This window comes from Ruegeria sp. BHSA162 (genome assembly GCF_059613385.1).
Window position 1 is genome coordinate 64820 of record NZ_JBXWSK010000002.1, and the last position, 24176, is coordinate 88995.

Below are 24176 nucleotides of genomic sequence, written 5' to 3' on the forward strand. Positions count from 1 at the left end.
CCCCCATCTTCAAGAGAAGATCAGCCCTTGGGGGTGCGAGAAAGATCAAGCGCGCGCCGATCCTTCTTGGTCGGACGACCTTTTCCTTCGAAACCCGGATTTTGTGGCGGATTATCCTTCTCTTCGGACAAATCCGTGTACAGCGTCCGCGCCTCGGTCGCCGGGCCGCGTCGCGCGCCCAGGGTTTCGACCTGAACCACGCGAATAACCCGCCCCTGAGCGAAAGTTAGAACGTCACCGGGCCCGACGGTTTGCGCCGGCTTCTGGGCCCGGTCACCGTTGATGCGCACATGCCCGCCGCTAACCTGTTTGGCGGCCAGGCTGCGGGTCTTGAAAAACCGCGCATGCCACAGCCACTTGTCGATCCGCAGCTTGGCCGGTGCGTCGGCCATCAGCGATCAGTTGCCGTCCTTCAGACCCATCAGCGCAGCGGCAAACGGGTTGTCGGGATCAATCGCCTTTTCCTTTTTGGGCGGCCGGGACGAGAAGGTCTTGGCCCCTTGCGGTTTGCCGCCCTTCTTGCCCTGCGGCTTGCCGCGACCATCCCGAGGCTTCCCGCCCGGTTTGCTCCGACCCTGCCGTTGGTCACCACGTGGCCCCCGGTTGGCCTGACGGCCCCAGGTAAAGGTGTAGAACACCTCGACTTCGGGTTCGTCCGATGCAGGGTCTGCGGCCGTGGCCTCGGCTTCAGCCTCGGTGCTGTCGGTAGCCTCGGTTGGCGCCTCGGCGGCGACGGCCACATCCGACTGCGCCTCTGCTTCGGCGGTCTCGGTCGGAGCTTCGGCGGTTGCTGCCGGTGGTTGCTCGGTGGGCTGAGCCGGTTTGATCTTGGTCCGTTCACCGCGCTCGGCCTTGTAGCCCAGCCCTTGCATCAGGTCGGCGAACTGCTCCAGCGTCATGCCGGTGATCGACAACATGTCCGCCTTGGCTTCGAAACCGCCCCGGCTGTCTTCGGCGCGCAGCATGTCGGCCAGACGCTCCAACATGTCGATACGGATCGAACGCTCGCCCGCATTGCGGTAGCCGCACATGGTGTCATAGCCCTCGGGCGCGCCCTTGGCGACGGGCACCGTCACCAAGCCCGGCGGCGGCGCTTCGGGAAACTCCTGAAGTCCATTTGCCAGGGCCCACAACACCAGACGCAGGCGCGTCGGGGCAGGCTTCAGCAGCAGCGGCATGAAGATGGTGAACTGGCCGAACCGGATGCCATGCTTGCGCAGCGCGCCACGCGCGTCCTGGTCCAGATCCTTGACCTCTTGTGCGACTCCGGCACGCGGCAGGATGCCCAACGCCTCGACCATGCGGAAGGCAAATCCCTTGGCCAGCCCGGTCAGTTCTTCGTCGCGCGACAGGTTCAGCAGGGGCTCGAACAGCGCCGCGATCTTGCGGTCGATGAAGTGTTGCAGGCGGCGCTGCACCTTCTGCTCAACTTCCGGCCCTGCGGCCTCGTCCACGAACACTTCGACCATCGGTTTGAGCGGTTCGGCCCCGGCAACCAGTTTGCCCACGGCAAATTCGCCCCACATCAGGCCACCCTGATCGGTAAAATCAATTTCGGTATCGGGCGCATTGTAGAAGCGATCGGCACGCAGATGGAATTGCGGCGCGAGTGCTTGCAGTGAGGCCGATTTGAGCGCTTTCGCCTCGGTTCCCTGCGCGCTTTTGTCCGGGATGAACCGGAACCCTTCCAAACGACCGACGAATTCGCCTTCGACGGTCACTTCACCCTTGTCATTCACTTCGGCCAAAAGGGCCTCCTTCTGTTTGAGCCGGCGCAAGAGAACAGATGTACGCCGGTCCACAAATCTTTGCGTCAGACATTCATGCAAAGCGTCTGACACCCTGTCTTCTACAGCGCGGGTTTCCGCGCGCCAATGGGATTCGTCGCGCACCCAGCCGTTTCGTTGCGCAACATATGTCCACGTGCGAATATATGCCAACCTTTTGGACAGTGCATCAATATCGCCGTCGGTTCTGTCGATCCGGCGGATCTGGCGCGCCAGAAAATCCTCGGGGATCGTGCCGCGTTCGTGCAGATGTCCGAAGATCGATTCGAGCAGGCTGGCATGTTCCGCATGGCTGATGCCTCGAAAATCGGGGATTCGGCAAACATCCCACAACAGGCGGATCGACGGACCATCGCTGGCACGGGCCGCAACCTCGGGCACCTGGGCCAGCGACTTGAGCGCGTTCAGGTCGTCGGCGGGCCGGGCCTTGACTAGGTGTTCGTTGTCCGGGCTGGCCTCGAGCGAGTCGATCAGCGCATCGACCGAGCCGAACCGTAAGGCAGCATTCCGCCAGTTCAGCTTTTTCATCGGCGTGAATCGGCTGTCCATGATGGCCTGCGCCACGCCTTCGTCCAGTGGCGATGCCTCGCCCGTCACGCCAAAGGTGCCATCCGACATGCCGCGCCCGGCGCGCCCGGCGATCTGGGCCAGTTCGTTCGGAGCCAGCGGCCGCATACGCCTGCCATCGAATTTGGACAGGGACGAAAACGCCACATGGTTCACATCGAGGTTCAGACCCATACCGATGGCATCGGTGGCGACCAGATAGTCGACCTCGCCATTCTGGTACAGCTCGACCTGCGCATTCCGCGTGCGCGGGCTGAGCGCGCCCATGACCACGGCCGCCCCACCCTTTTGCCGCCGCAGAAGCTCGGCAATGGCATAGACGTTCTCGACCGAGAACCCGACGATCGCGCTGCGCGGCGGCATACGGCTGATCTTCCTGGATCCGGTGTAGACCAGTTGCGACATCCGCTCGCGCCGAGCAAACTGCGCCTGCGGCACCAGCGCCGCGATCGGGCCGCGCATCGTGTCGGCACCCAGAAAAAGTGTCTCGTGCGTGCCGCGCATCCGCAGCAGCCGGTCGGTAAACACATGACCGCGCTCGGGGTCGGCGCACAGCTGGATTTCGTCGATGGCCACGAAATCGGTGCCCATCCCCTCGGGCATCGCCTCGACCGTGCAGACCCAGTATTGCGTGCGCGGCGGAACGATGCGTTCCTCGCCCGTCACAAGAGCCACCACCGAGGGGCCGCGGATGGCGACGATCTTGTCATAGACCTCGCGCGCAAGCAGCCGCAGCGGCAGGCCGATGACACCGGTCCGGTGCCCCAGCATGCGTTCGATGGCATAGTGGGTTTTGCCTGTGTTGGTCGGGCCAAGTACGGCCACGATTCGGGATGCCCCGTTCACCTTTGCCCCCTGCCCGGACCTTAAAGCGCCTTGCCCGCAATCTGCGGTTTCAGCCGATTCACGGCATTGGTTACTTCTTCGTGATGGGGATGTATAGCCAGCGCGCGGGAATAGGCGTCATAGGCCTGTTCGGGCTGACCCAGCACCTCAAAGATCAGGCCAAGCCCGTAGATGGCTTCGTAATTGTTCGGGTTCAACGCAAGCGCGTGCTCAAGATCGGCGGCCGCCATGCCGAACCGCTCCAGCCCAAAAAACACGGAGGCGCGCACATGCCAACCTTCTGCGAAATCGGGTGCATGGTCTGTCAGTGCCGTCAGATGGTCCAACGCCGCTTCGACATTGCCCTCGTCCAGTGCTTCGCGTCCGCGCTCAAGCAGCAGATCAGCCGAGGCAGACCCTGATTGCGACCACAGCGACTGCAGTTGCCGATCCAGACCGGCTGCCTGCTCGGGCGACGCTTTGGCAAGCTGCCGCAGCAGCTCGGCTTCGTCCCGCAAATCGGCCTGTTGCGCAATCCCAGTGGTGGAATACATGACTAGGAGGGCAAATGCCGCAACGGTACCTTTGAGATTGTTGATTGCAATGCTCATAACAATGTTCAGTGTAGCGTTGCGACCGCGGATGTCCATTCACGGCGCACTAACAAATGAGGAAGACCATGAGCGACACTCTTGAAAAAGCGGCAGCCGCGCTGAACGAAAAACTGTCGGGCGGCGATTTCGATTCGTCGGCGAAATTCGCCATCGCCGACCTCGGTTCGATCGTGCTGGATGAAAACGGCGCGCGGGTCAGCGACGAGGACGCCGAAGTCACCCTGAGCGCCGACGCGGAAACGTTCGAGCAAATCCTCAGTGGTGAGCTGAACCCCACGGGCGCGTTCATGGCCGGCAAGCTGAGCGTCGACGGCGACATGGGTGTTGCCATGAAGCTTGCCTCGGTGCTGGCCTGATGGATTTGTCGCCGGCCCCGTTCTTTGAAGATGTGGCCGGCGGTCCCGCCGGCGGCGCCGCGCACTGGTTGACCACAAGCGACGGCGCACGCATTCGCGTGGGCCACTGGCGCCCCGAAGGTGAGGCGACCGGGACGGTGATGATCTTTCCCGGCCGCACGGAATATATTGAAAAATATGGCAATGCAGCGGGTGAGTTCGTACAACGCGGCTTTGCCGTACTGGCCGTGGATTGGCGCGGACAGGGGCTGGCTGACAGGTTGCTGGAAGATCCGCGCGTCGGCCATGTGGACAAGTTTACCGACTATCAGCAGGACGTGCGCGAAACGCTGAAACTGGCCGAGCAGCTTGGCCTGCCGAAACCCTGGCACGTGATCGGCCATTCGATGGGCGGCGCGATCGGGATGCGCGCGGTTCTGGAAACCGGCCTGTTTGCCTCTTGTGCCTTCACCGGCCCGATGTGGGGCATTTTCTTCACCCCGCTCATGAAACCGCTCAGCCGTCTGACCGCCTATTGGGGGCCGCGGATCGGGCTGGGCGAAAAGACGCCTCCGACCACGTCACTGGAAAGCTATGTTCTGATCCAGCCTTTCGCGGGCAACGCACTGACCCGCGATCCCGGGATGTACCGGATGATGCAGGATCAGTTGAAAGCGCATCCCGAACTGGCCCTGGGTGCGCCGTCGACCATCTGGCTACGCGAGGCACTGGACGAATGCGCCTGGCTCATGGCGCAGACCGCGCCCGATATTCCCTGTCTGACCTATCTTGGCAGCCACGAGCAGATCGTGGACCGCAAGGCGATCCGGGCGCGGATGGCGAATTGGCCCAGCGGCCGGCTGGTCGAGATCCCCGACGGCGAACACGAGGTGATGATGGAACCGCCCGAGGTCCGCGGCCCCGTGTTCGAGGAGATGGCCGCGCATTTTTCGGCCGCCGCCAACGGGCAGACACCCGAACTTGCGATGACGCGCTGACGCCTCGGCTGCTTGTGATCCGCGCGCCCTGCGCCTAGATGTGATCCAACGCAGACAATCGAGGTGTTCCATGCACGAGCTTCCCTTCCCCGTCCGAGACGCAAATGCCGGTGGCGGCGCCGACAACCTTGGCAACCTGCCGGAATGGAATCTGGACGATCTGTACAAGGGACAGGACGCGCCGGAACTGACTCGCGATCTTGAGTGGCTGGAGCAGGAATGCGCGGCTTTTGCCGCCGACTACGAAGGCAAGCTGGCCGATCTGGATGCGCAGGGCCTGCTGACCTGTGTCCAGCGCAACGAAAAGATCAACGCCATCGCCGGGCGCATCATGTCCTTTGCCGGGCTGCGCTATTACCAGCTGACCACGGATGCCGAGCGCGCCAAGTTCCTGTCGGACATGCAGGAAAAGGTCACGTTGTTCACCACGCCGCTGGTGTTCTTCACGCTCGAGATCAACCGCATAGACGATGACGTGCTGGCCGCCCATTTCAAGGACAACGCAGACCTGGCCCGGTACGAGCCTGTCTTCCGCCGCATCCGCGCGATGAAGCCCTATCAACTGTCGGACGAGCTGGAGAAATTCCTGCATGATCTGGGGGTGGTCGGCGACGCGTGGGAACGGCTGTTCGACGAAACCATCGCCGGGCTGACCTTTACCGTGAACGGTGAAGAGCTGAACATCGAAGGCACCCTGAACCTGCTGACCGAACAGGACCGGTCCAAACGCGAGGCCGCGGCCCGCGAACTGGCCCGCGTGTTCCAAGACAACGTCAAAACCTTTGCCCGCGTCCACAATACGCAGGCCAAGGAAAAGGAAATCATCGATCGCTGGCGCAAGATGCCGACCCCGCAGACCGCGCGGCACCTGGCGAACGATGTCGAACCCGAAGTGGTCGAAGCCCTGCGCGAGGCGGTGGTGGCCGCCTATCCCAAGCTCAGCCACCGGTATTACGAGCTCAAGCGCAAATGGTTGGGTCTGGATGTGATGCAGGTCTGGGACCGCAACGCGCCGCTGCCGATGGAAGACACCCGCACCGTGTCGTGGGAGGACGCCGAGAAGACGGTGATGGAGGCCTATGCCGCCTTCGATCCCCGCATGGCCGACATCGCGGCACCGTTCTTCTCGAAAGGCTGGATCGACGCGGCAGTGAAACCGGGCAAGGCCCCGGGCGCCTTCGCGCACCCCACCGTGACCGATGTGCATCCTTACGTGATGCTGAACTACCTGGGCAAACCGCGCGACGTGATGACACTTGCGCACGAGTTGGGCCACGGGGTGCATCAGGTGCTGGCCGCCGATCAGGGCGAGATGCTGTCCTCGACCCCCCTGACGCTGGCTGAAACCGCCAGCGTCTTCGGCGAGATGCTGACCTTCCGCAAGATGCTGGATCAGGCCGAAACGCCCGAGCAGCGCAAGGTTCTGTTGGCCGGCAAGGTCGAGGACATGATCAACACGGTGATCCGCCAGATCGCCTTCTACGACTTTGAATGCAAGCTGCACGCCGCCCGCCGCGAGGGCGAACTGACGCCGGACGACATCAACGCCCTGTGGATGAGCGTTCAGGCCGAAAGCCTTGGCCCGGCGTTTGAATTCATGGACGGGTACGAGACCTTCTGGGCCTATATCCCGCACTTTGTTCATTCGCCCTTCTATGTCTACGCCTATGCTTTCGGCGACGGGTTGGTGAACGCGCTCTACTCGGTCTATGAAAGCGGCGCGGACGGGTTCGAGGAAAAGTACTTCGAGATGCTCCGCGCGGGCGGCTCCAAGCACCACAAAGAGCTGCTGGCCCCGTTCGGGTTGGATGCCAGCGACCCGAAATTCTGGGACAAGGGCCTGTCGATGATCTCGGGGATGATCGACGAACTGGAGGCCCTGGAGGGGTGACAGACCCAACCGACAAGGGGCGCTGGCGGGCCATCAAGGACCGCCTGCGCCCTGTTCTCGCCCGGATCCGCCGCAATGTCCCGCGGGGGCTGCGGTTTGTCGTGGGACTTTTGTTGATCGTCGCAGGCGTCTTCGGCTTCCTTCCTGTTCTGGGGTTTTGGATGATCCCCTTGGGCATCATGGTTGCCGCCATGGACGTCAACCTGCTGCGGCGCTGGTGGCGCCGCCGATAACCCCGTTCCGGCTGTCGCCTAGTTTTTTCTGGTCGTGAGGAACACCGCGAATACGATCAATCCCGCCCCAATCGCAGCCATTGGGGTGATCGGTGCCCCCAGAAAAATTGCCGAATTGACGAAGGTGAACACCACCGAGGCGGCGAACAAAAGGGTCGCGGTCAACGTCGATACACGCGCGGCGGCCTCGTACCAAAGGTAGTAGGCCAACGCAGTCGGGAAAACGCCCAGCAAAACCAAAAACACCAAATCGCTGCCGGATGGCATCCGCAGTGCAAAAACGGACAGCGGAAGCAGAATTACGGCCGAGCACAGGAACACACCAAACAGGAAATTCAGACGCTCGGCCGTCGATTTCGACGCGCGCATGGCCCGACTGCTGGCGATCAGGAACGCCGCCCAGCTGACCCCGGCCCCAATTTCCATCATATCCCCCAGAACCGGGTCCCCGCCGCCTTCGAAATCGCGGAAAACCGTAAGAAAGACCCCCAAGATGGCCAGAAGGGTCGCCAGAACATCGGTTTTTCCAACAGGGGTGTCGGCGAAGAAATACAAGAAAACCAGAACAAAGAACGGCGCGGTATTTTCCAACACCATCGCGCTGCCTGCACCGGTGTGTTCAAGCCCGATATGAAACAGAATATAGTTGATGACGGTCGCCAAAACCGCAAGACGGAAGTTCCAATCCCGGAGCTGGACGGAAACCGGCGCATTCATCGCACGCAACATGCCGTAGATGGCTAAAGCAGCTATGAACAGCCTAGTTGTGGCAATTTGCATGCCACCCAGATCTCCGGTCAGGTAGCGCACGATGACGCTGTGCGTGCCCCAAAGAAATGCGGCCATGAACCCAAGAAACAAGCCATTCTGAAAAAGGGAACCGCCGTCTTTGCCGGGCCCCTTCACTTGAGCTGGCTGTCCTTGGAGCCGCGCCGATTGATACCGCCGCGGGCCTTGAAAGCACCATCACGCTCTTGCTGGCAATCCAGGCACAGCTTGACCCCGGGGATCGCCAGTCGGCGCTTTTCGGGGATCGGTTCTTCGCACTCTGCGCAATGGAGCAGGCTTTCACCGACCGGACGCTTTTTTGCCTGCATCCGTGCCAGCTCGTCTGAAATCGAAGCCTCGATCTGTTCACTTACAGCGCCGTCGCGCGCCCAGCCTCCGGCCATGGCCCCCTCCTGTTCAGGTGCTCACCAGTTTAGGCGTGGGGCGGCTGATCAAGCAAGTCAGAGCGGCGTTGCGCCGTCTAACACCCGGTCGATCATCGCCTGCGTCCCGCGCGAGAATTCGAGCTGACACGGGTATTCGTCGCCCGCGCGAACGGACCGGCAAAACGCCTCGACCTGCAGCTTGTAGTGATCGTCGGCCGGGAAGCGCCGCACCAGAACCTCAAGCCCCGGGCGATGCAGCTCGACCCGGGCCTCGCCAAACACTCGCGCGTTGAACGGCGCGGTCAGGCGGATCAGGCCGCGCTCGCCGTGAAAGACCATTTCTTGATGCGGATGCATTCGGATCGAGACATAGGCCGAATAGGTAAAGCCGGGAAACTGCGCGCGGATTTCGGTGAACGCGTCGATGCCATCCTCCCAGCGGATGGCCGATTGCACGGTGTCCGGTTCCTGCCCCGTCGCAAAACGGGCCGACCCGATGACATAGACGCCGATGTCGCGCAGCCCGCCGCCGCCGGTTTCGGCGCGGTTGCGGATATTGCCTGTGTCCGCGCGGTTGTCGAAGCTGAATGCGCCCGTGACATGCACCAGATCTCCGATGGCGCCTTCGGCGATCAGGTCGCGCACATGCTGCCACTGCGGGTGGTGCACGATCATATAGGCCTCGGCCGCCAGCAGCCCGGTCTGGTCGCGCTTGTGGATCAGAGCGTCGAACTCCTCGGCGCGCATGGTCATCGGCTTTTCACACAGAACGTGCTTGCCAGCGTCCAGCGCTTTCAGACTCCATTCCACATGCAGGTGGTTCGGCAGAGGGATATAGACCGCCTCGATTTCGGGCGAAGCCAGCAGCGCGTCATAGTCGTCAAAGACCGTAAGGTCCGGGCAGAAGCCCTGGAATGGACCGGCTTTCGCCGGATCCGAAGTCGCCAAAGCAGACAAACGCGCGCCCGAGGCCGCATGGATCGCCGGACCCATGAACTGGCGTGCGAATTTCGCCGCCCCCAGAATGCCCCATTGAACCGGATTGTGCATGGTTTCCTCCGTATTTGACCATGTTCCGCGCTGAAATGTTTGCGCCAACATCTGTTGCGCCTTCTGTATCAGCCAAGCGACGCCAAGTCAGGCTTTTCTGTGCGCGGGACACCCGTAATCTGCGCATGACAAACGGGAGGGACTAACGTGAGAAGATTTCTGAAATGGCTGGCAGGCCTCACGGCGGCTGTGGTCGTCATCGGGGCCGTGATATTTTTCGTGGTAGTGCCGCCATATGTCGAAAACGCGCGCAACAACGTGATCGACCACGACCCATATCCGGTGTCCGACACTGCCGCGGCTCTGCACGAAACCCTGATCGTGGGCGACCTGCACGCCGATCCGCTGTTGTGGAGCCGCGACCTGACCGAACGCGGAACCCGCGGTCAGGTGGACATTCCCCGGCTGATCGAAGGCAACGTGGCCCTGCAGGTGTTCACCGCCGTGACCAAGTCGCCGGCAGGCCAGAATTACGAGGCAAACTCGGCCGAGGCGTTCGACAACATCACCCTGCTGGCCATCGGTCAGCTTTGGCCGCTGCGCACCTGGGACAGCTTGAAAGAACGCGCGATTTATCAGGCCGAGAAACTGCATCGGTTCGAGGCCGCCTCAAGCGGACATCTCAAGGTCATCAAGACCCGCGCGGATCTGGATGCGGTGCTCGACGCCCGCGCGCGCGGCGAACAGGTCGTGGGTGGCATTCTGGGGATCGAAGGCGCCCATCCGCTGGAGGGCGATCTGGCCAATCTCGACCCGATATTCGATGCGGGACACAGGGTTTTCGGGCTGCAGCATTTCTTTGACAACGAACTTGGCGGCTCGCTGCACGGCACCGGGAACACGGGCCTGACCGAATTCGGGCGGCAGGTGGTGGCCGAATTGGCCAAGCGCCCGGTGGTGATCGACCTGGCCCATTCCAGCCCGCAAGTGGCGCGCGACGTGCTGGCTATGACCGACGAGCCGCTGATCGTCAGCCATGGCGGTCTTCACGGGTTCTGCCCGGTCAAGCGCAACTATCCCGATGACCTGATGAAGGAAATCGCCGCGACCGGCGGTGTCATCGGGATGGGATATTGGGCCGACGTCACCTGCGGCGACATCGCCCCGGCGGGAATTGCCAAAATGATCAAGGCAGCCATCGAGACGGTCGGGGAAGACCATGTCGCACTGGGGTCCGACTATGACGGCTCGGTCGAGACCGCGTTCGACACGTCGGAACTGGCGGCGCTAACCTCGGCCTTGTTGGACGAAGGCCTGACCGAGGCGCAGATCCGCCAGGTCATGGGCGAAAACATGGTACGGGTACTCCGCCAGCAACTGCAGTAGGACATGACGAAAAAACGGCCCGGGTTTCCCCGGGCCGTTTGTTCATCGAATTTCCGTGATCAGGCGGTGGCCAGCATGCCCTTTTCACGCGCCAACTCACGCATCTTTTTCTGCAGCTTTTCAAAGGCGCGCACCTCGATCTGACGGATGCGTTCGCGGCTGACATTGTACTGCGTACTCAGTTCCTCGAGCGTCACGGGCTGGTCCATCAACCGGCGCTGGGTCAGGATGTCCTTTTCGCGGTCATTCAGAACGTCCAGCGCCTCGGTCAGCAACTCGCGACGCACCTCAAGCTCTTCGCGGGCCTCATAGTCGCCGGCCTGGTCGGCATCTTCGTCTTCCAGCCAGTCCTGCCACTGCATGGTGCCTTCGCCCTCGGACCCGACCGTGGCGTTCAGCGACGCGTCCCCACCCGACATGCGGCGGTTCATGCTGATGACCTCTTCTTCGGTCACGCCCAAGTCATTGGCGATCCGCTTGACATTGTCCGGGTGCAGGTCGCCCTCCTCCAACGCGCCAATCCGTGCTTTCGCCTTGCGCAGGTTGAAGAACAGCTTTTTCTGCGCCGAGGTGGTGCCCAGTTTCACAAGCGACCAGGATCGCAGGATGTATTCCTGGATCGAGGCGCGGATCCACCACATCGCATAGGTCGCCAGACGGAAGCCTTTTTCCGGATCGAACCGCTTGACGGCTTGCATCAAGCCCACATTGGCCTCGGAAATCACTTCGGCCTGCGGCAAACCATAGCCGCGATAGCCCATGGCGATCTTGGCGGCCAGTCGCAGATGCGATGTCACCATCTTGTGCGCCGCTTCGGTGTCCTGCTCTTCGACCCAACGTTTGGCCAGCATGTACTCCTCTTCCGGCTCCAGCAGGGGGAATTTGCGGATTTCCTGCAGATACCGGTTCAGCCCACCTTCTGGCGTAGGCACGGGGAGATTTTTGTAATTTGCCATGTATCACGTCCCTTGGACAAATGTTTACGCCCTTAACATGGATATGGGGCCACGTTCAGGACCATTCAAGTGCAGGTGTTAACAGTCTGGGATTAAGGAACGATAAAGGAAAGCTAAGAAAGTCTTAGTCACGAGACTTTGCAGGTTGTTTCAGAACTGAGATGAGTGCCTCGATATCTTGCGGCAATGCTGCCTCAAAACGCATTTCCTCGCCGGAAACGGGATGAACAAAGCCCAGGACGGCCGCGTGCAGGGCTTGGCGCGGGAACGCACGCACCGCCTCCGCAGCGTCTGCATCAAACGACCGGGCCGACAGTTTACGCTTGCCGCCATAGACCGGGTCGCCCACCAAGCCGTGGCCCGCATGTGCCATGTGCACCCGGATCTGGTGGGTGCGTCCGGTTTCCAGCCAGCACTCGATCAATGATACCGCGCCGGGTTTTCCGAACACGTCAACGACGCGCGCACGTGTCACGGCATGGCGCCCGCCATGAAAAAACACCGCCTGTTTCTGCCGATCATGTTTGTGCCGGGCCAGTTGCGTTGTGATTCGCATCACGTTGCCGGGCTCAAAACTCACGCCTTTGACACCGCGCAGCCGCGGGTCATTGGCATCCGGAACGCCATAGCAGACCGCACGATAGTAGCGCTCGACGCTGTGCGCCTCGAACTGGGCCGCCAGCCCCTGGTGGGCGGCGTCCGATTTGGCAACCACCAGCAATCCGCTGGTATCTTTGTCGATCCGGTGCACGATGCCCGGCCGCTTGACCCCGCCTACACCCGACAATTCCTCGCCACAATGGTGCAGCAGGGCGTTCACCAAAGTGCCGTTGGGCGATCCCGGTGCCGGGTGGACGACCATGCCCGCAGGCTTGTTGATCACGATCAGGTCAGCGTCTTCATGCACGATGTCCAGCGGAATGTCCTCGGCCCCGATGTGACTCTCGTCCGCTTCGGAGACGGTTATGGACACAACGGCGCCTTCTGGCACTTTGGCTTTGGCGTCGAGCACGACCTTGCCGTCGACCAGAACCGCGCCCTCTTCGATCAGCCGGGCGAGCCGGGTACGCGACAGGCTTTCACCTGCTGGCACATCCCGCGAAAGCGCCTTATCAAGGCGGGGCGGCGGAGCGTCCGCGATAACGAAGTCTATTTGCCGGGTGCCCATGACTGTCCCTTCAGATCCCCAAGAACCGCAGGAAACGCCTCAGTTGCGCCTTCTGCGCCGCATGGTCATGCTGCTGACCGCGGTGATGATTGGCGGGGTTCTAGTGACATTCGCCTTGATTGTCATCCGTCTATCCGACCGGACCCCCACCCTGCCCGATCAGATCGAACTGCCGGACGGCGCAAAGGCCCAAGCCGTGACCATCGGAAACAACTGGTTCGCCGTGGTGACCGATGACAACCGCATCCTGATCTTCGACAAGACCACCGGGAAGCAACGACAGCAGATCTCGCTTGATTGAGTCTTTGGCGCCGCCAGCCTATTCACCCAAGGCCATTCTGAACACGATTTCTGCAGCCTGCTTGAACGCAACGATCTCGTCCGGCGCATCACGACGAAACCTGACTTCGTCCGGGCTCAGCCAGACCGGTTTGAACAGAGTGTCCCGGTCGGGAAAGAACTCAGCCCGAAATCCTTCGTCGGCTTCGGTCAAGTAGGTATCAAGCCATGCCCGTTCCTCGGGTTCCAGAACGTCATGGTGCCGGAACATGATGGGTTCTTTGGGTACTTGGCGACGCAGTTGGCGGCTGCGCTTGCGCCCGATGGCTCGCGTGACGACGCCAAAGGCTTCACTTGCAGCGCGGGACAGTGTTGGATTGGCAGGCTCACTGGCAACCTCCCCTCCGGGTCGCGACACGCCCAGTCTGTTCAGGAAGTCATCGACGATATTGCCATTCAACATTTCCTCGCGGTCATAGAGTGCCGGCACAACCGTGACACCCGGGAACGCGTTGCGGATTCGGGAAACCGCGCCGGAAAAAGAAACCGAGTGAGGCTCGGCCTTGATTTTCGCCAGCCGGTCCCGAATCAAGGCTGAACCGTCCGCTGGCAAACGGCCATTTTTGGCCCGCTGCTTGTAATCCGCCTCAAAGAAATCGGAGTAGCGGCGGCAATAGAATACCACACGCATTTCGCGTGCGGGTATTTCGGTGAAGAGCTGCGCAAGCCGTTCCAGATCGGCCGAATAGAACATTTCCGACGACATCAGGCAGGCCTTGCTGCCATGTGCTTCGTACTCGCGCGCAACGGCCTCACGGTACTTGTCCATTGGTTCTGCGGACTGGTTCATGTGGAACGCCAACAGATTATGGCTGACCTTGGGGCGATCGTCCCCTTCCGGTCTGCGACGTCCGGCCTCCATGTATCTGAGCCCGGAATCCGACAAGGCCGACGCATTGTTGCGCAGATAGGACTGCAAAGCCGTCGTCCCTGTCTTCGGCATCCCCAAATGCAACCACAGCATCAGGTTGCGCCTCGTGTAACGGCGTCGGCCTGCGCGGTCATCTGATGCATCAACTCCTGCATCTCGGACGTGCCCAGCAGTTCCGATATCTGTTTGCGGTGCAATTCGCAGGACTGGCGGTGCAGCCGGGCCGTTTCGGGGTCCGACATCAGGTCGTCGAAACAGTCCCGCTTGCGCGCGGCAATCGCATCGACCGATGTCTCGACCACCGCATTCTGGTTCATGATGTTCCAGTACTCCAAGCCCAGGCTGTCGCCCGTGTGATGAGCCCGTCCCCGCACTTTCTTGACCAAGTAGCTCTCGCAGGACTTCAGAGCGTAGTGGTTGAGCTGCACAAGGTCATATCCGACCGAGTCCCGCGCCGACCGCCAACTGCTTGTAAAATACCGCTCGGGCATTGGCTGGCCCGAACCATTGTACCAGTGGCAGTCTTCCATGCGGTCGACCGTCGGACGTTTGGGGCGGTGAACACCGATCACATCCCACAAGTGCCGCTGGAACATCGTCTTCAATCCCCATGCCTGCGCCGGTCTGGGTTTGCGCTCGGGGGCAGCACGGCGGAATTGGTCGGACAGGAACCTGTCTTCGTATTGAACCACTCCGGCATTGCCGAACAACCGCCAGGTCATTGAAATCATCTTGGCATCCGGCACGGCATCAACCAATGATTTCAGCGTGTTGTCACCCGTCTTTACATTGATCTGCTCGTCGGCGTCGATCACGATCACCCAGTCTTCAGGCCCCGCGATGTCCATCTGAAAAAAGCGTTTGTACGCGCGTTTCTGAGGGCTTGTTGCGCGGCGGGAATTGTTGTCCACATGGATCAGAACCCCGCGCTGGTCGAGCCGCTCGAGCAGCGCATCCGACCCGTCCGTGCAGTCATTCGTCATCACGACCATCTGGTCGATGCCAATAGCCTGATTGTGCGCGACCCATTCCAGAACGAACGGGCCTTCGTTCTTCATCGGGGTAACGCTGACAAAGCGGGGGGGCTGATCGACCATTTTTGCCTCAGTTTTTGGTGCCATGCAGGCCGGACGCGGGCACGCAAGACCAGTGTTTGCCCGCCAGAATAATTCCATTGCAGGCGATGACCAAGCCGAAACCTTGGGCGTGTTTGCACACAGATGACCCTGAATGGTGCTGGATATCGTGAAAGGCCCGCATGTTACCCCTCTGCCCTTTTGAGCTGGTTGGAAAAACGTTTGTAGGTTGGACACAACGCCTTGGCCCGTTGCAGAAACACCTGCGCCCGCTGTTTTTCGCCGCGCTTCAGGCAAATCTGACCCGCGGCCCCTTGAATGGCGGCGGTGATGTCGTCCAGCTCGGCCGCGTGCAGGATCTGCGCCTCGGCCTGCTCTTCGGCGCCGATGCGCGCCAAGAGTTGCCCCATCGCGAAAACCAGAAACGCGCTGTCAGGGTCACAAGCCAGCGCCTCGGCCATAGTCAATCGCGCCTGACGTCGGTCACCTGCATCCGCATAGAGCTCGGCAAGACGTTTGTAGTACAGGGGGTTGTCGGGGCACCGCAGAACCACGTCCCGGGCGGCATCAATTGCCGTCTCGACGGCAACCTCGCCCATGCGCCATTGCAGCAACGATGACAGGCTTTCCACAGCGGGGTCCTGTTCCGGCACGTCGTCGATCGCAGTCAGCCCGGCCCACAAAGCTTGCAGGCGCGGACCGCTGTCCTGCAGCCGCCTGGCGCGCTGGTCCAGGGAAAGATCGGACCAATCAAGCAGGATCATGTCGAAATTGCAGGGCGCCCTCACGATCACCTTGTGCTGGACAAGGTACAGGTTGTTGAACGGCGGAAACCGACGTTGGCGCAGCCTGCGCTGCAGGGCCCAATCCACGGGCGGAAACAGTCGAACGGGCAGTTGGTCGCGGTACAGCATGCGCGAACCCAAAACCACAACATCGGGTCGCAACGGCTTGGCCCAAAACGCTTTTGCAAAGTGACGCCCGGCAGCCCAGCGTTTCTTTCTGGCGCCAAGAATGGCCCCCCGCAATGCGGTCAGAACCGCGTGATCTTCGGGCCAAAGATGCGGGTTTTCCAACCCGTCCCGGGCCAGTTGCTCGCTTTCCTTCCACTTGCCCAGATAGAACGCGTTCAACGCCTGCAGCAGGGGCAGAAAAGCGTTGTCCGCCCCGGCATCGAGGATCGGCTGGCCCAGATCAAAAGCCTCTTGGCACCGATCCTGGGCGCACAGATATTGCGCAGCCTTGGCATAGACATGGGCGGCCTCGGATGGGTTCAGAAAAGTCTCGGGGCCTTGCGCCACGCGCCGGATGACGGTTTCGTTCGCCTCGTCCAATTCGGCCTCGGTCAGGACATCGCGGAATACCAGTCTTTGCTGCCCCGATATCCGTGCAGCCGCCATGGAAAAGGCCGAGATGAACGGAGCGATCACCTGTTCGGCCCGGGACATGGCAAAAAGCTCGAGAAAGTCGCGCTGTGCTCGGGTCATTCCAGACAGGTCCGCAATGTCGGACATCTGCATCAGGTTCGGATAACGCTTTTGAAACCGCGCAATCAGCTCGGGCTGGTCCGAGAACATGATCGCGGGCCGGTCCAGCCTCTTGGAAAGATGCATATCGTAGAGTTCTTCCGGCTCGACCTTTGCCGGCCAGGTGGTGTGCTTCCAGGGCAGCGCGTTCAGGATGTCACCGCGCCGGATATGGTAGGCAGAAACGCCCTGCCCCGAGAGCCTTGCATCGGCAAGCTCCATGATGTGCCGGATTTGCGGAGTGAACCCGATACGGTGAATGAACTCGCGGTAGCGCGGGCGGATCGCTTCAATATCCTCCCAAGGAAAGGCAAGAACCTCGAACCCCTCTTCGACCAAGACCGAGCGGCCAGCGGCCAGATGCGCCATCAGCCGATCGGGCGTCGCGTCGCCCAAAAAGCTCCAGACCGGCAGCGCATTCTTCGACAGCCTATCGTGGGTTTTCTGATCCAGAAAGTGAGATTTGATCCATTCGGGATCGAACAGCTCTTCCGGGTTGTCCAGTTCTGGGGCATCGGCCCCCGGTGGAAACCAGTTGACCCGATAATCCGCGTCAAAATCCTCGGCCAGGCGTATGCAGGTCAGCATCATCAGCAGTCGGGCACCCATGCGGTCCTTGCGCTGGCCGATGAACACGCCCCGTTTGGGCGTCATGACGCGTCCCCTGCCGCCATAGCCCGGCGCATGGCCCGGAACCGCTGGCGGGCGGCCATTACCAGCTTTGGGTGACGTTCTTCGCCCACGGCTTCAATACCGCGCATGTAGATCGGCAGTCTCCGTCGGGCACGCATCATCTTGTAGTACTCGGACGGCTCCAGGGTCCCACGCATCGCCTGCTGCATCACCGGCTTCAAAAGATTGAGTTTCCGCAGCATCGGTGCGGCGAAGTGGTTGGCGAACCAGGTTTTGAGAAGAACGACATTGCCGCCCTGCAGCCGTGTGACCTGTTGCCTGTCCAAGTCAAAGAACGGGTCGAAAAACACATAGGCCCGGGCGGCGGCCTGAACGGTTTCGACAGCGTCACTCAGCGGCAGATCCCAGTCCTGGACACGACCGAATCGATAGCGAGTTTCCCAAGGGACCCGCCGCTCGTCCAATGTGGTCTGAGGATTGAAAGCAATGACGATCGCACCCGGCACCAGTGCTGAGAAGGTCAACGCGGCGAACCCTCCCATGGACGCCCCGGCAAACACGACCTGATCGAACTTGTCAAAAAACCCCTCGCGCGCCTTGTCCTCGAAATAACCGATGATTTCGGGGTCGCGATACCATGCCTTTGTGCGGGCGATCACGCCCAGATGGGACCACCCCTCGTCCCGGAAAAACTTCCAGCCCCACGGCTCGCGGGCAAAGGACAGGTCATTGGCATTTGCAATATTGTCAAAACTGATGACCAGCCGCGCCGGGTCACGCTGGTGGAATAGAACCGAATGGCGGTCGAGCTTTTGCAGAAACCCCGTCCCGTCCCCGCCGGGGTAAATCTCGACAAACCAAGGCGGAGGCGGATCGTTCAGAATGCGTTCATAGCCGGTCTTCCGATCCGGGTGGTCAGGTTGCAGCTGCGCTTTGGTCAGATCGTCCGCCATGGCCGTCACACCAGATTGTCGGCCAGCCAAGACCGGAATTCCACCCAATCGGGGCGCATCTTGATCTCGGCTATCTTGGCGCGGTGCCAGTCGCAGGCCTGTTCGTGCAATTCGCGCAGTTCGGGGTCCGATTTGAGTTCGTCAAGCAACGGTGCTGCACGCTGGGCGATCGGCTGGATCGAGGTGTCCTGAACCTTGTTTGCATTCATGTCCGACCAGTAGGATTGCCCCTGATCCACCTTTACGTGGTTGGTCCGCCCCCGGTCCCGCTTGATAAGAAAGCCATCCAGAGATCGAACGGAATAATGATGGAGCCGTCCGAAGGAATGGTCGAAATTCCGCCAAGCGCGCCAGCCGACATTCTCGGCCGGAAACAGATTTCCGCCCGCGTCCGACCATGCGACGTCGGCCTCTTTGCCCTCTTCAATGCCCTTGGGTCTGTGCGGTCCGAACCGAGTGAACTTGCCATTGTTCCGAAACAGCGTTTTCAGACCATATGCGCGGCCCGAATGATAGGGAAACTCCTGATCCGCCATGCAAAATGACCGTGTCACGGGCGTGTCGTCAAAACTGATATTGCCCGACGTCCCAAACAACCGCCATGCGAACGAAATGGCGTCCACCGATTGTCCTGCCTTCTGTTCAACGGCATCAATCAAGGCCGCGAAGCTGTTGTCGCCGCATCGAATGTTCCAAAACTCATCGACATCAAGGCACATCAGCCAATCGGCTTCTTTGACCTTGGGATGTCGCCGTGCCCGCCGGAGCATCTGGTGCTGGGGGTTTCCACCCTCAGGCACAGCATTTGGGACGTGGGAGGCCAAACCCATCTGCTCAAGCCGTTGTGCAATTCTGTCGGTACCGTCCTCGCAGTCATTGGTGAAGATCACAAAGTGATCGACGCCCAAAGTCCGATGAAATGCGACCCACTCCAGCATGTAGGGGCCTTCGTTTTTCATCGTCGTGAATACGGTAATGGTCTGAGACATTTACGCCTGTTCCCGAACTGCCTTTGACCTTCTTCTTACACAAAGCGCACCAATGCTGCGAGGGTCGAATTCCGTACGGGGGAATGTCTGGGCCCACTGGTGCACCGCTACACGTGTAACCGACCTTCGGACGCAAGCGCCCTAAGCACCACGGAAGCAGACAACAGGTCCCATCTGGAGTCGATTGCCCTCTCAAATAATCCCAGAATTTTGGGTTACGGCGTAAAAGGGACCAGTAAAAACCAAACTAATTCCGCCAGTTGCACCGCAAATCTCTTGCGACCGGCCTCGTTAATCCCAACCCTACTAACGGAAAAACAGCGCACGTCAAAAGCGGCGGACGAGCAGTCTTGTCGAGGGGAGATGGTACCGCCTCCCTGGCTTGAACAGGGGACCTCTGGATCCACAATCCAGCGCTCTAACCAACTGAGCTAAGGCGGCACTCGTGAGGGGCGATTTAACGAACGCGTTCGGGGATTGCAAGAGCCTTAAAGTCGAATTGACCAGCTTTGTTCGATGAGATCGACGCCGAAGGAATGAACCGGTTTGCTGTCGGTCAGGCGCCATCCATGCGCTTGGTACAGATTGCAGGCAGCCCTGTGGCTTTCGTGGGTCCACAACACCATCGACGCATAGCCCGCGGATCGTGCAAAATCCATGCATGTCATCAAAAGCCGCGCCCCAAGTCCCCTGCCCCGCGCGTCGGGTTCCAGCAAAAAAAGCCGCAGTTTGGCGGTAGTTTCATCCTGCGCGACACAGAAAATACTACCAAGGCGCTTTCCGTCACTTTCAACGATCCATCCCCTCTCGCGTTGGGGATCATGCCCGGCGACAAATTCGTCCAGAATACGGGCCACCAGCGGAGCGAAGCTCTCGTCAAATCCTTCATCCCGCGCGTAAAGTGTTCCGTGGCGCTCGACCAGCCAATCGCGGTCATCTTCGCGAAACGGCCGGATCTCAGCATTGTCCCCTTGCAGCATCGGCCACACACTCCGCTTGATTCCCATTGCGTTGCAGGCTAGCAGAAACGCTCAGTCCCCGGAGGCGAGAATGGGCATCAATACCGAACGTGACATCGAAGCGAACCTTCAGATCGGTCCGACCGACCATGGAATGGTACGCCTGTTCATCGAGGCGGGCGAGCTGGAAATCCCCATGGATTTCGACCCGGAAGAAGCCGAGGAAATCGCCGACGAGATCCGCGCCGCAGCACAAGCCGCACGCGCCGTCAAAGGCTGAAGTCAAAGCCGCGGATCACGCAGGCCATGCAACCGCCGCGCGGCGTCCATGGCAAATTTCTGGATCATCTTTTTGCGTCTTGCCCCGGCCAACCTGGTCTCGGGGGACATGCGTATGATCTCGGCGTCATAAGCATCCGCAATGATAAGCCCGGTTTCAGCGGGCAGCAGTTCGGTGGGAAAGTCCGTGTCCACCGCCCAGAAGAAGCGGTCGCACCAATCCAGATAACCCTGCCACTTCGAATCAGACATATAGTCCGCCCGGCTGGACTTGCACTCGATCACCCAAAGCTCGCCCTTTGGCCCCAACCCCATGACGTCAACGCGCAACCCGCGGGTCGGGACGAATTCCTCAATCGAAACAAAGCCGTGCGTCACAAGGTGTCTAGAAACACCCCTGGCCAGTCTTTGTCCGGGCTGAAGTTCAACTGTCATGCGCAGAGTGTGAACAATTAGTGAACAAATTGTCAAGTTGGCAGGGGTTGATCATCATCCCGGATTTTACCCGGCCCCCATGCCCAGGATTTGCCCCCACAATCTGCTTCCTCACGACCCAGACCAAAAACTGTTGTGCAAGCCCCTTGTGAAACTCAGTGTTGCACCCTACTTACGCCCTTGGCGGGTTCTGCCCTTCTCGTGACTGGTAGCATTCCGGTGGCCTTAAGCAATTCCGAGGGAGCTGGCTCTGTTCGGGTCCTGGCCCGTTTACCTGGCGCCCACCTGTACATACAGGTCCTCGGGAATCAAAACCGCACGGTTGCCTGGTGGTCCCGCCGCCTTCCGATCAGGGGATTTCTTGCAGATCGACCCGTGCGAAGGTTTCGTCATCCAGAGCAAAATCATAAAGCCTGCGCCCGTTCCATTGCGGCATATAGCAGTCAAACATCCTGTTTTTTTGATCCGGCAGACTTGGCACAGTCAAATCTGCCGTTGGCAGGTTCAATCCAAACGTCAACATCTGGGCGTCCGTGTACCGTGCAGATGCCTGCTTGACCGCATGATGCAACAGCACGTGTTCGATATGCCCGTATTCGCCAACTCGATTGTGAGTGATGACGGTTGTCGGCGTGAACTGCTTCATCAACGCATAGGCGGATCCGGATAACAGCCCAAACAACGGATGGCGGCGCAATGGCCGGACGATTTCAGGTTCTGGCATGCCATCGCCGGTTGGCATGCGAATAAATCGGCGCAGCCTCGGGTAATCACTTTCGACCGCAAAGGGCAGTTGCACCCGGGTGGCCCCAATCATGTCGCACGCCTGGTGCATCGCGGCCTCGCGCGTATCGGTGTCTCGACGGTTGGACGCAGGCCGGAAGAAGCTTGCAACGACAACTTCGGCACGTCCCTTGAGGTGCGCCAGGAGTGAGCCGGCAAACAGCGTTTCATCATCCTGATGGCACACGCACACGAGAATGCGCTGATGGGCAAGCCCGTCCAGGCTGAGTGCGTTGCGCGCCACGCCCGGACCAGTCTCCAAAAGGCCGAAATTCGCGCTGTGCAGGGTTTCCGGTCCAATCAGGTTGACCGGCCGCGCGCGCCCTTGCTGGACCAAACGGGCCGAGCTTGTCTGCACATGGCCGTTTCGGTTGTCTCCCTGAATCAAGTAGCATCTGTCAGCCAGGCCAGACCAGACCGCATCCAGCTCGGCGACCCTTCTGTTCTTCTGCGCATCCAAGTGCAACAGGTCGATCGGGCCGAACGGCCGATCCTGAACCGCATGCTCAAGCCCTTCGATCGCTGGCCTGAGGTAGAACTTCACGCGATCCGGGAAACGGTTTTCGAACCATCGGAATGCGATCGGCACGTAGATGTCGACCGGCGGCCACGAGGCGCGCAAACGCTGCCCAAGGTCGATGCCGATATACTTCAAACCGGGGTTCGAGTGCAGCGCCAACAGACCCGCGTGGCCGCCCGCCACTCCGACCTCGGCAAAGCAATTGCTTTCCTGTGCCAGCCGGTGAAGAGTACGCCGTTTCGGCTCCATCGATGGCGCGAGGTCGGATTTGTGAAAGTTTTCTTGCATGTGTGCATAGCACACGTTTCCATTGATCGCGACTGGCTCGCCTGCTTGTTTCAGCCCGTCCGTAATCGCCTGATTCAAACTTGACAGATCATCCAGAAACGCCGGCGAATTGATGACGTCTTCATAACTTGGCTTGGTCAAGGAAACGGTCTTTCATGGACAATACGATACGCTTGCGCATCAAATGTCAGGGGCAGACCAATTGCAAGCGCCAGGAACCACCTGTCACGACCGGCGCGCTTCAACGCGCACGGGTTCCAACTTGACCGCGACCGGCGTGCCTCCACGCGGGCCTTTGGGCTTTTCGGCCATGCTCATGATCGCATAGGCGAATTGGACGCCTGCAAAGACGATCCCGTTCATGAACCAGATCATGATCAGCGCGATAAAGCCAATGTCGGACCCGGTGATGAGGTGACGCAGGTTGGCCACGTTCAAAAGCAGCAGCACCGCGACAAACACAGCCGAGATCACAAAGCCGAGCGCGACCTGGGTGATGTAAAGACGGATCAGTTTCGGCATGACGCACCTCCTTCACACGACAGGAGTCTAGCGCAATTTCATGCCGGGTAAAATCGCCCGTGGCGCGTCAGAACGCCTCGGGCTTGGCCTCGCGAGCCATGTGATCCAGTACCGCGTTGACGAATTTCGGCTCTTTTCCTTCGGGGAAGAAGGCACGCGCCACGTCGACGAATTCGGTGATGACCACCTTGGGCGGCGTGTCGCTCTGGCTCAGCTCGGCGCCGGCCGCGCGGAACAGTGCCCGCAGGGTCGGGTCGATGCGCGAGATCGGCCACTTGGCCACCAGCGCACGGTCGGTCATCTGGTCGATCGGCGCCTGATAGTTCACAGCATCATCCACCAGCTTGCGAAACAGCGTGCTGTCGCCTTCCAACATCTCGTCGCCCTCGTAGACCGCGCCGAACCGGTGATCCAGAAACTCGTTGACCACCTGCTCGGTCGTCTGGCCCGACTGCTCCATCTGGAACAGCGCCTGCACGGCATACAGCCGCGCGGCGGATTTCATCAGGCGTTTCCGGTTTGCCGGTTTCGGCGTGTCTGTCTGGGTCATGCTGTCGTTGATCCGTTGCTGTCGCCCGCCACGAGGATGGACTCGGACGGCGGCTTGAATCCGACGCCCTTTTTCGAAGCGCCCCACTTACGTCTGAGCGCGATCAGATGCAAGGCCGCAGCCGCCGCGCCGCCACCTTTGTTCATCTTTTCCGGATTTGCGCGCACTTCGGCCTGCGCGTCATTTTCAACCGTCAGGATGCCGTTGCCGATGCACAGCCCCTGCAGGCCCAGCAGCTGGATCGCCCGGCTGGAATCGTTGCAGACGGTTTCGTAATGCGTGGTCTCGCCCCGGATCACGCAGCCCAGCGCCACATAGCCGTCAAAGTTGCACTGGCGGTCGGCCATGGCAATCGCGGTCGGGATCTCGAGCGCGCCGGGCACCTCGACCACCTCGCAACTGCCGCCGGCGGCCTCGATCTCGGCCTTGGCGCCGCGAACCAGCTCGTCGGCGATGGCGCGATAGAACGGGGCCACGACGATCAGCAGCTTGACCGGGTCATCGAATTTCGGAGTCGGCAGAACGCCGTGTTTGTCTTGCTCAGCCATG

27 protein-coding genes and 1 tRNA gene are annotated in these 24176 nt (G+C 60.6%); 8 read left to right on the top strand and 20 right to left on the bottom strand.

Features of this window, described 5'->3' with window-relative positions; genetic code table 11:
* Positions 1–20 precede the first annotated feature (20 nt).
* The 3 genes from AC2FM5_RS01120 to AC2FM5_RS01130 are packed head-to-tail and all read right to left on the bottom strand — an operon-like array spanning position 21 to position 3829.
* Positions 21–392: an RNA-binding S4 domain-containing protein gene (locus tag AC2FM5_RS01120; protein WP_496733405.1), complete on the bottom strand. Its 372-nt coding sequence runs from the start codon at positions 390–392 to the stop codon at positions 21–23.
* 6 nt (positions 393–398) lie between these two features.
* Entirely contained in the window at positions 399–3200 is a 2802-nt protein-coding gene (locus AC2FM5_RS01125; RefSeq protein WP_496733407.1) for a helicase-related protein, read from the bottom strand.
* A gap of 20 nt (positions 3201–3220) precedes the next feature.
* Positions 3221–3829 (bottom strand): tetratricopeptide repeat protein, encoded by a 609-nt coding sequence (locus AC2FM5_RS01130; RefSeq protein WP_496733409.1) that lies wholly within the window; start codon positions 3827–3829, stop codon positions 3221–3223.
* A 29-nt stretch (positions 3830–3858) separates the two neighbouring features.
* Here AC2FM5_RS01130 and AC2FM5_RS01135 point away from each other — a divergent pair, with 29 nt between their 5' ends.
* From AC2FM5_RS01135 to AC2FM5_RS01150, 4 genes are all read left to right on the top strand, one after another.
* A complete protein-coding gene (locus AC2FM5_RS01135; protein WP_093961784.1) occupies positions 3859–4149 on the top strand; it encodes an SCP2 sterol-binding domain-containing protein in 291 nt (96 codons plus the stop codon).
* Positions 4149–5126: an alpha/beta hydrolase gene (locus AC2FM5_RS01140; protein WP_496733411.1), complete on the top strand. Its 978-nt coding sequence runs from the start codon at positions 4149–4151 to the stop codon at positions 5124–5126. Before AC2FM5_RS01135 ends, AC2FM5_RS01140 begins: the two co-directional genes overlap by 1 nt.
* A 70-nt stretch (positions 5127–5196) precedes the next feature.
* Positions 5197–7017: a M3 family oligoendopeptidase gene (locus tag AC2FM5_RS01145; protein ID WP_496733413.1), complete on the top strand. Its 1821-nt coding sequence runs from the start codon at positions 5197–5199 to the stop codon at positions 7015–7017.
* Positions 7014–7250: a hypothetical protein gene (locus tag AC2FM5_RS01150; protein ID WP_170339106.1), complete on the top strand. Its 237-nt coding sequence runs from the start codon at positions 7014–7016 to the stop codon at positions 7248–7250. The genes AC2FM5_RS01145 and AC2FM5_RS01150 overlap by 4 nt, the downstream gene beginning before the upstream one ends.
* An 18-nt stretch (positions 7251–7268) precedes the next feature.
* Here the strand turns inward: AC2FM5_RS01150 and AC2FM5_RS01155 are convergent, their stop codons facing one another.
* Genes AC2FM5_RS01155 through AC2FM5_RS01165 form a run of 3 tightly spaced genes read right to left on the bottom strand, consistent with a single transcriptional unit; the run spans position 7269 to position 9454 of the window.
* Complete coding sequence (locus AC2FM5_RS01155; protein WP_496733415.1) at positions 7269–8156, bottom strand: DMT family transporter; 888 nt, start codon at positions 8154–8156, stop codon at positions 7269–7271.
* Entirely contained in the window at positions 8153–8422 is a 270-nt protein-coding gene (locus tag AC2FM5_RS01160; RefSeq protein WP_496733417.1) for a DksA/TraR family C4-type zinc finger protein, read from the bottom strand. The genes AC2FM5_RS01155 and AC2FM5_RS01160 overlap by 4 nt, the downstream gene beginning before the upstream one ends.
* 57 nt (positions 8423–8479) lie before the next feature.
* Positions 8480–9454, bottom strand: a complete 975-nt coding sequence (locus AC2FM5_RS01165; protein ID WP_496733419.1) for a Gfo/Idh/MocA family protein — start codon at positions 9452–9454, stop codon at positions 8480–8482.
* A 147-nt stretch (positions 9455–9601) separates the two neighbouring features.
* Between AC2FM5_RS01165 and AC2FM5_RS01170 the strand changes: the two genes are divergently transcribed.
* On the top strand, positions 9602–10780 hold the full coding sequence (locus AC2FM5_RS01170) for a dipeptidase (RefSeq protein ID WP_496733421.1): 1179 nt from the start codon (positions 9602–9604) through the stop codon (positions 10778–10780).
* 59 nt (positions 10781–10839) lie between these two features.
* On the opposite strand, the gene rpoH is transcribed toward AC2FM5_RS01170, so the two are convergent.
* Positions 10840–11736: an RNA polymerase sigma factor RpoH gene (rpoH, locus tag AC2FM5_RS01175; protein ID WP_170339682.1), complete on the bottom strand. Its 897-nt coding sequence runs from the start codon at positions 11734–11736 to the stop codon at positions 10840–10842.
* A gap of 124 nt (positions 11737–11860) precedes the next feature.
* Complete coding sequence (locus tag AC2FM5_RS01180) at positions 11861–12904, bottom strand: RluA family pseudouridine synthase (protein ID WP_170445406.1); 1044 nt, start codon at positions 12902–12904, stop codon at positions 11861–11863.
* Between AC2FM5_RS01180 and AC2FM5_RS01185 the strand changes: the two genes are divergently transcribed.
* Positions 12903–13205: a DUF6476 family protein gene (locus tag AC2FM5_RS01185; RefSeq protein WP_093961773.1), complete on the top strand. Its 303-nt coding sequence runs from the start codon at positions 12903–12905 to the stop codon at positions 13203–13205. The genes AC2FM5_RS01180 and AC2FM5_RS01185 overlap by 2 nt on opposite strands.
* Before the next feature lie 18 nt (positions 13206–13223).
* Here the strand turns inward: AC2FM5_RS01185 and AC2FM5_RS01190 are convergent, their stop codons facing one another.
* The 7 genes from AC2FM5_RS01190 to AC2FM5_RS01220 form a co-directional block, all read right to left on the bottom strand.
* Positions 13224–14207: a hypothetical protein gene (locus tag AC2FM5_RS01190; RefSeq protein ID WP_496733424.1), complete on the bottom strand. Its 984-nt coding sequence runs from the start codon at positions 14205–14207 to the stop codon at positions 13224–13226.
* The gene (locus AC2FM5_RS01195) at positions 14207–15211 is read right to left on the bottom strand and encodes a glycosyltransferase family 2 protein (RefSeq protein ID WP_496733426.1); all 1005 of its coding nucleotides are present in this window, start codon (positions 15209–15211) and stop codon (positions 14207–14209) included. The genes AC2FM5_RS01190 and AC2FM5_RS01195 overlap by 1 nt, the downstream gene beginning before the upstream one ends.
* A 164-nt stretch (positions 15212–15375) precedes the next feature.
* Positions 15376–17370 carry a hypothetical protein gene (locus AC2FM5_RS01200; protein ID WP_496733428.1) on the bottom strand — a complete coding sequence of 665 codons (1995 nt, stop codon included), beginning with the start codon at positions 17368–17370 and terminating at the stop codon, positions 15376–15378.
* Positions 17367–18302: a hypothetical protein gene (locus tag AC2FM5_RS01205; RefSeq protein WP_496733430.1), complete on the bottom strand. Its 936-nt coding sequence runs from the start codon at positions 18300–18302 to the stop codon at positions 17367–17369. The genes AC2FM5_RS01200 and AC2FM5_RS01205 overlap by 4 nt, the downstream gene beginning before the upstream one ends.
* A 5-nt stretch (positions 18303–18307) precedes the next feature.
* Positions 18308–19291, bottom strand: a complete 984-nt coding sequence (locus AC2FM5_RS01210; protein WP_170445391.1) for a glycosyltransferase family 2 protein — start codon at positions 19289–19291, stop codon at positions 18308–18310.
* A 364-nt stretch (positions 19292–19655) separates the two neighbouring features.
* Positions 19656–19732 (bottom strand) — tRNA-His (locus tag AC2FM5_RS01215).
* Between the two features lie 47 nt (positions 19733–19779).
* Positions 19780–20271, bottom strand: coding sequence for a GNAT family N-acetyltransferase (locus AC2FM5_RS01220; RefSeq protein ID WP_496733432.1), 492 nt, complete (start codon positions 20269–20271; stop codon positions 19780–19782).
* A 70-nt stretch (positions 20272–20341) separates the two neighbouring features.
* Here AC2FM5_RS01220 and AC2FM5_RS01225 point away from each other — a divergent pair, with 70 nt between their 5' ends.
* On the top strand, positions 20342–20530 hold the full coding sequence (locus AC2FM5_RS01225; protein ID WP_093961768.1) for a DUF6324 family protein: 189 nt from the start codon (positions 20342–20344) through the stop codon (positions 20528–20530).
* Positions 20531–20532: 2 nt separating this feature from the next.
* On the opposite strand, the gene AC2FM5_RS01230 is transcribed toward AC2FM5_RS01225, so the two are convergent.
* Both AC2FM5_RS01230 and AC2FM5_RS01235 read right to left on the bottom strand, forming a co-directional pair.
* On the bottom strand, positions 20533–20964 hold the full coding sequence (locus AC2FM5_RS01230) for an MmcB family DNA repair protein (RefSeq protein WP_170528252.1): 432 nt from the start codon (positions 20962–20964) through the stop codon (positions 20533–20535).
* Positions 20965–21313: 349 nt separating this feature from the next.
* Positions 21314–22135: a PIG-L deacetylase family protein gene (locus tag AC2FM5_RS01235; RefSeq protein ID WP_496733435.1), complete on the bottom strand. Its 822-nt coding sequence runs from the start codon at positions 22133–22135 to the stop codon at positions 21314–21316.
* Between AC2FM5_RS01235 and AC2FM5_RS01240 the strand changes: the two genes are divergently transcribed.
* Positions 22106–22639 carry a hypothetical protein gene (locus AC2FM5_RS01240; RefSeq protein WP_496733437.1) on the top strand — a complete coding sequence of 178 codons (534 nt, stop codon included), beginning with the start codon at positions 22106–22108 and terminating at the stop codon, positions 22637–22639. The genes AC2FM5_RS01235 and AC2FM5_RS01240 overlap by 30 nt on opposite strands.
* A gap of 141 nt (positions 22640–22780) precedes the next feature.
* Here AC2FM5_RS01240 and AC2FM5_RS01245 read toward each other — a convergent pair whose 3' ends face one another.
* The 3 genes from AC2FM5_RS01245 to AC2FM5_RS01255 all read right to left on the bottom strand — a co-directional run bounded on the left by AC2FM5_RS01245 (position 22781) and on the right by AC2FM5_RS01255 (position 24175).
* Positions 22781–23077 (bottom strand): hypothetical protein, encoded by a 297-nt coding sequence (locus AC2FM5_RS01245; RefSeq protein ID WP_170339706.1) that lies wholly within the window; start codon positions 23075–23077, stop codon positions 22781–22783.
* Between the two features lie 67 nt (positions 23078–23144).
* Positions 23145–23627: a transcription antitermination factor NusB gene (gene nusB / locus AC2FM5_RS01250; protein ID WP_149776798.1), complete on the bottom strand. Its 483-nt coding sequence runs from the start codon at positions 23625–23627 to the stop codon at positions 23145–23147.
* Entirely contained in the window at positions 23624–24175 is a 552-nt protein-coding gene (locus tag AC2FM5_RS01255) for a 6,7-dimethyl-8-ribityllumazine synthase (protein WP_170442378.1), read from the bottom strand. The genes nusB and AC2FM5_RS01255 overlap by 4 nt, the downstream gene beginning before the upstream one ends.
* Position 24176 lies beyond the last annotated feature (1 nt).

What these genes read in the sequence shown, in the direction of transcription:
- AC2FM5_RS01120 (WP_496733405.1), bottom strand. Translation starts at nt 392, where the DNA reads ATGGCCGACGCACCGGCCAAGCTGCGGATCGACAAGTGGCTGTGGCAT.
- AC2FM5_RS01130 (WP_496733409.1), bottom strand. Translation starts at nt 3,829, where the DNA reads ATGGACATCCGCGGTCGCAACGCTACACTGAACATTGTTATGAGCATT.
- AC2FM5_RS01135 (WP_093961784.1), top strand. Translation starts at nt 3,859, where the DNA reads ATGAGCGACACTCTTGAAAAAGCGGCAGCCGCGCTGAACGAAAAACTG.
- AC2FM5_RS01140 (WP_496733411.1), top strand. Translation starts at nt 4,149, where the DNA reads ATGGATTTGTCGCCGGCCCCGTTCTTTGAAGATGTGGCCGGCGGTCCC.
- AC2FM5_RS01145 (WP_496733413.1), top strand. Translation starts at nt 5,197, where the DNA reads ATGCACGAGCTTCCCTTCCCCGTCCGAGACGCAAATGCCGGTGGCGGC.
- AC2FM5_RS01160 (WP_496733417.1), bottom strand. Translation starts at nt 8,422, where the DNA reads ATGGCCGGAGGCTGGGCGCGCGACGGCGCTGTAAGTGAACAGATCGAG.
- AC2FM5_RS01165 (WP_496733419.1), bottom strand. Translation starts at nt 9,454, where the DNA reads ATGCACAATCCGGTTCAATGGGGCATTCTGGGGGCGGCGAAATTCGCA.
- rpoH (WP_170339682.1), bottom strand. Translation starts at nt 11,736, where the DNA reads ATGGCAAATTACAAAAATCTCCCCGTGCCTACGCCAGAAGGTGGGCTG.
- AC2FM5_RS01185 (WP_093961773.1), top strand. Translation starts at nt 12,903, where the DNA reads ATGACTGTCCCTTCAGATCCCCAAGAACCGCAGGAAACGCCTCAGTTG.
- AC2FM5_RS01180 (WP_170445406.1), bottom strand. Translation starts at nt 12,904, where the DNA reads ATGGGCACCCGGCAAATAGACTTCGTTATCGCGGACGCTCCGCCGCCC.
- AC2FM5_RS01190 (WP_496733424.1), bottom strand. Translation starts at nt 14,207, where the DNA reads ATGCTGTGGTTGCATTTGGGGATGCCGAAGACAGGGACGACGGCTTTG.
- AC2FM5_RS01195 (WP_496733426.1), bottom strand. Translation starts at nt 15,211, where the DNA reads ATGGTCGATCAGCCCCCCCGCTTTGTCAGCGTTACCCCGATGAAGAAC.
- AC2FM5_RS01200 (WP_496733428.1), bottom strand. Translation starts at nt 17,370, where the DNA reads ATGACGCCCAAACGGGGCGTGTTCATCGGCCAGCGCAAGGACCGCATG.
- AC2FM5_RS01205 (WP_496733430.1), bottom strand. Translation starts at nt 18,302, where the DNA reads ATGGCGGACGATCTGACCAAAGCGCAGCTGCAACCTGACCACCCGGAT.
- AC2FM5_RS01210 (WP_170445391.1), bottom strand. Translation starts at nt 19,291, where the DNA reads ATGTCTCAGACCATTACCGTATTCACGACGATGAAAAACGAAGGCCCC.
- AC2FM5_RS01220 (WP_496733432.1), bottom strand. Translation starts at nt 20,271, where the DNA reads ATGCTGCAAGGGGACAATGCTGAGATCCGGCCGTTTCGCGAAGATGAC.
- AC2FM5_RS01225 (WP_093961768.1), top strand. Translation starts at nt 20,342, where the DNA reads ATGGGCATCAATACCGAACGTGACATCGAAGCGAACCTTCAGATCGGT.
- AC2FM5_RS01230 (WP_170528252.1), bottom strand. Translation starts at nt 20,964, where the DNA reads ATGACAGTTGAACTTCAGCCCGGACAAAGACTGGCCAGGGGTGTTTCT.
- AC2FM5_RS01240 (WP_496733437.1), top strand. Translation starts at nt 22,106, where the DNA reads ATGGCCGTTTCGGTTGTCTCCCTGAATCAAGTAGCATCTGTCAGCCAG.
- AC2FM5_RS01245 (WP_170339706.1), bottom strand. Translation starts at nt 23,077, where the DNA reads ATGCCGAAACTGATCCGTCTTTACATCACCCAGGTCGCGCTCGGCTTT.
- nusB (WP_149776798.1), bottom strand. Translation starts at nt 23,627, where the DNA reads ATGACCCAGACAGACACGCCGAAACCGGCAAACCGGAAACGCCTGATG.
- AC2FM5_RS01255 (WP_170442378.1), bottom strand. Translation starts at nt 24,175, where the DNA reads ATGGCTGAGCAAGACAAACACGGCGTTCTGCCGACTCCGAAATTCGAT.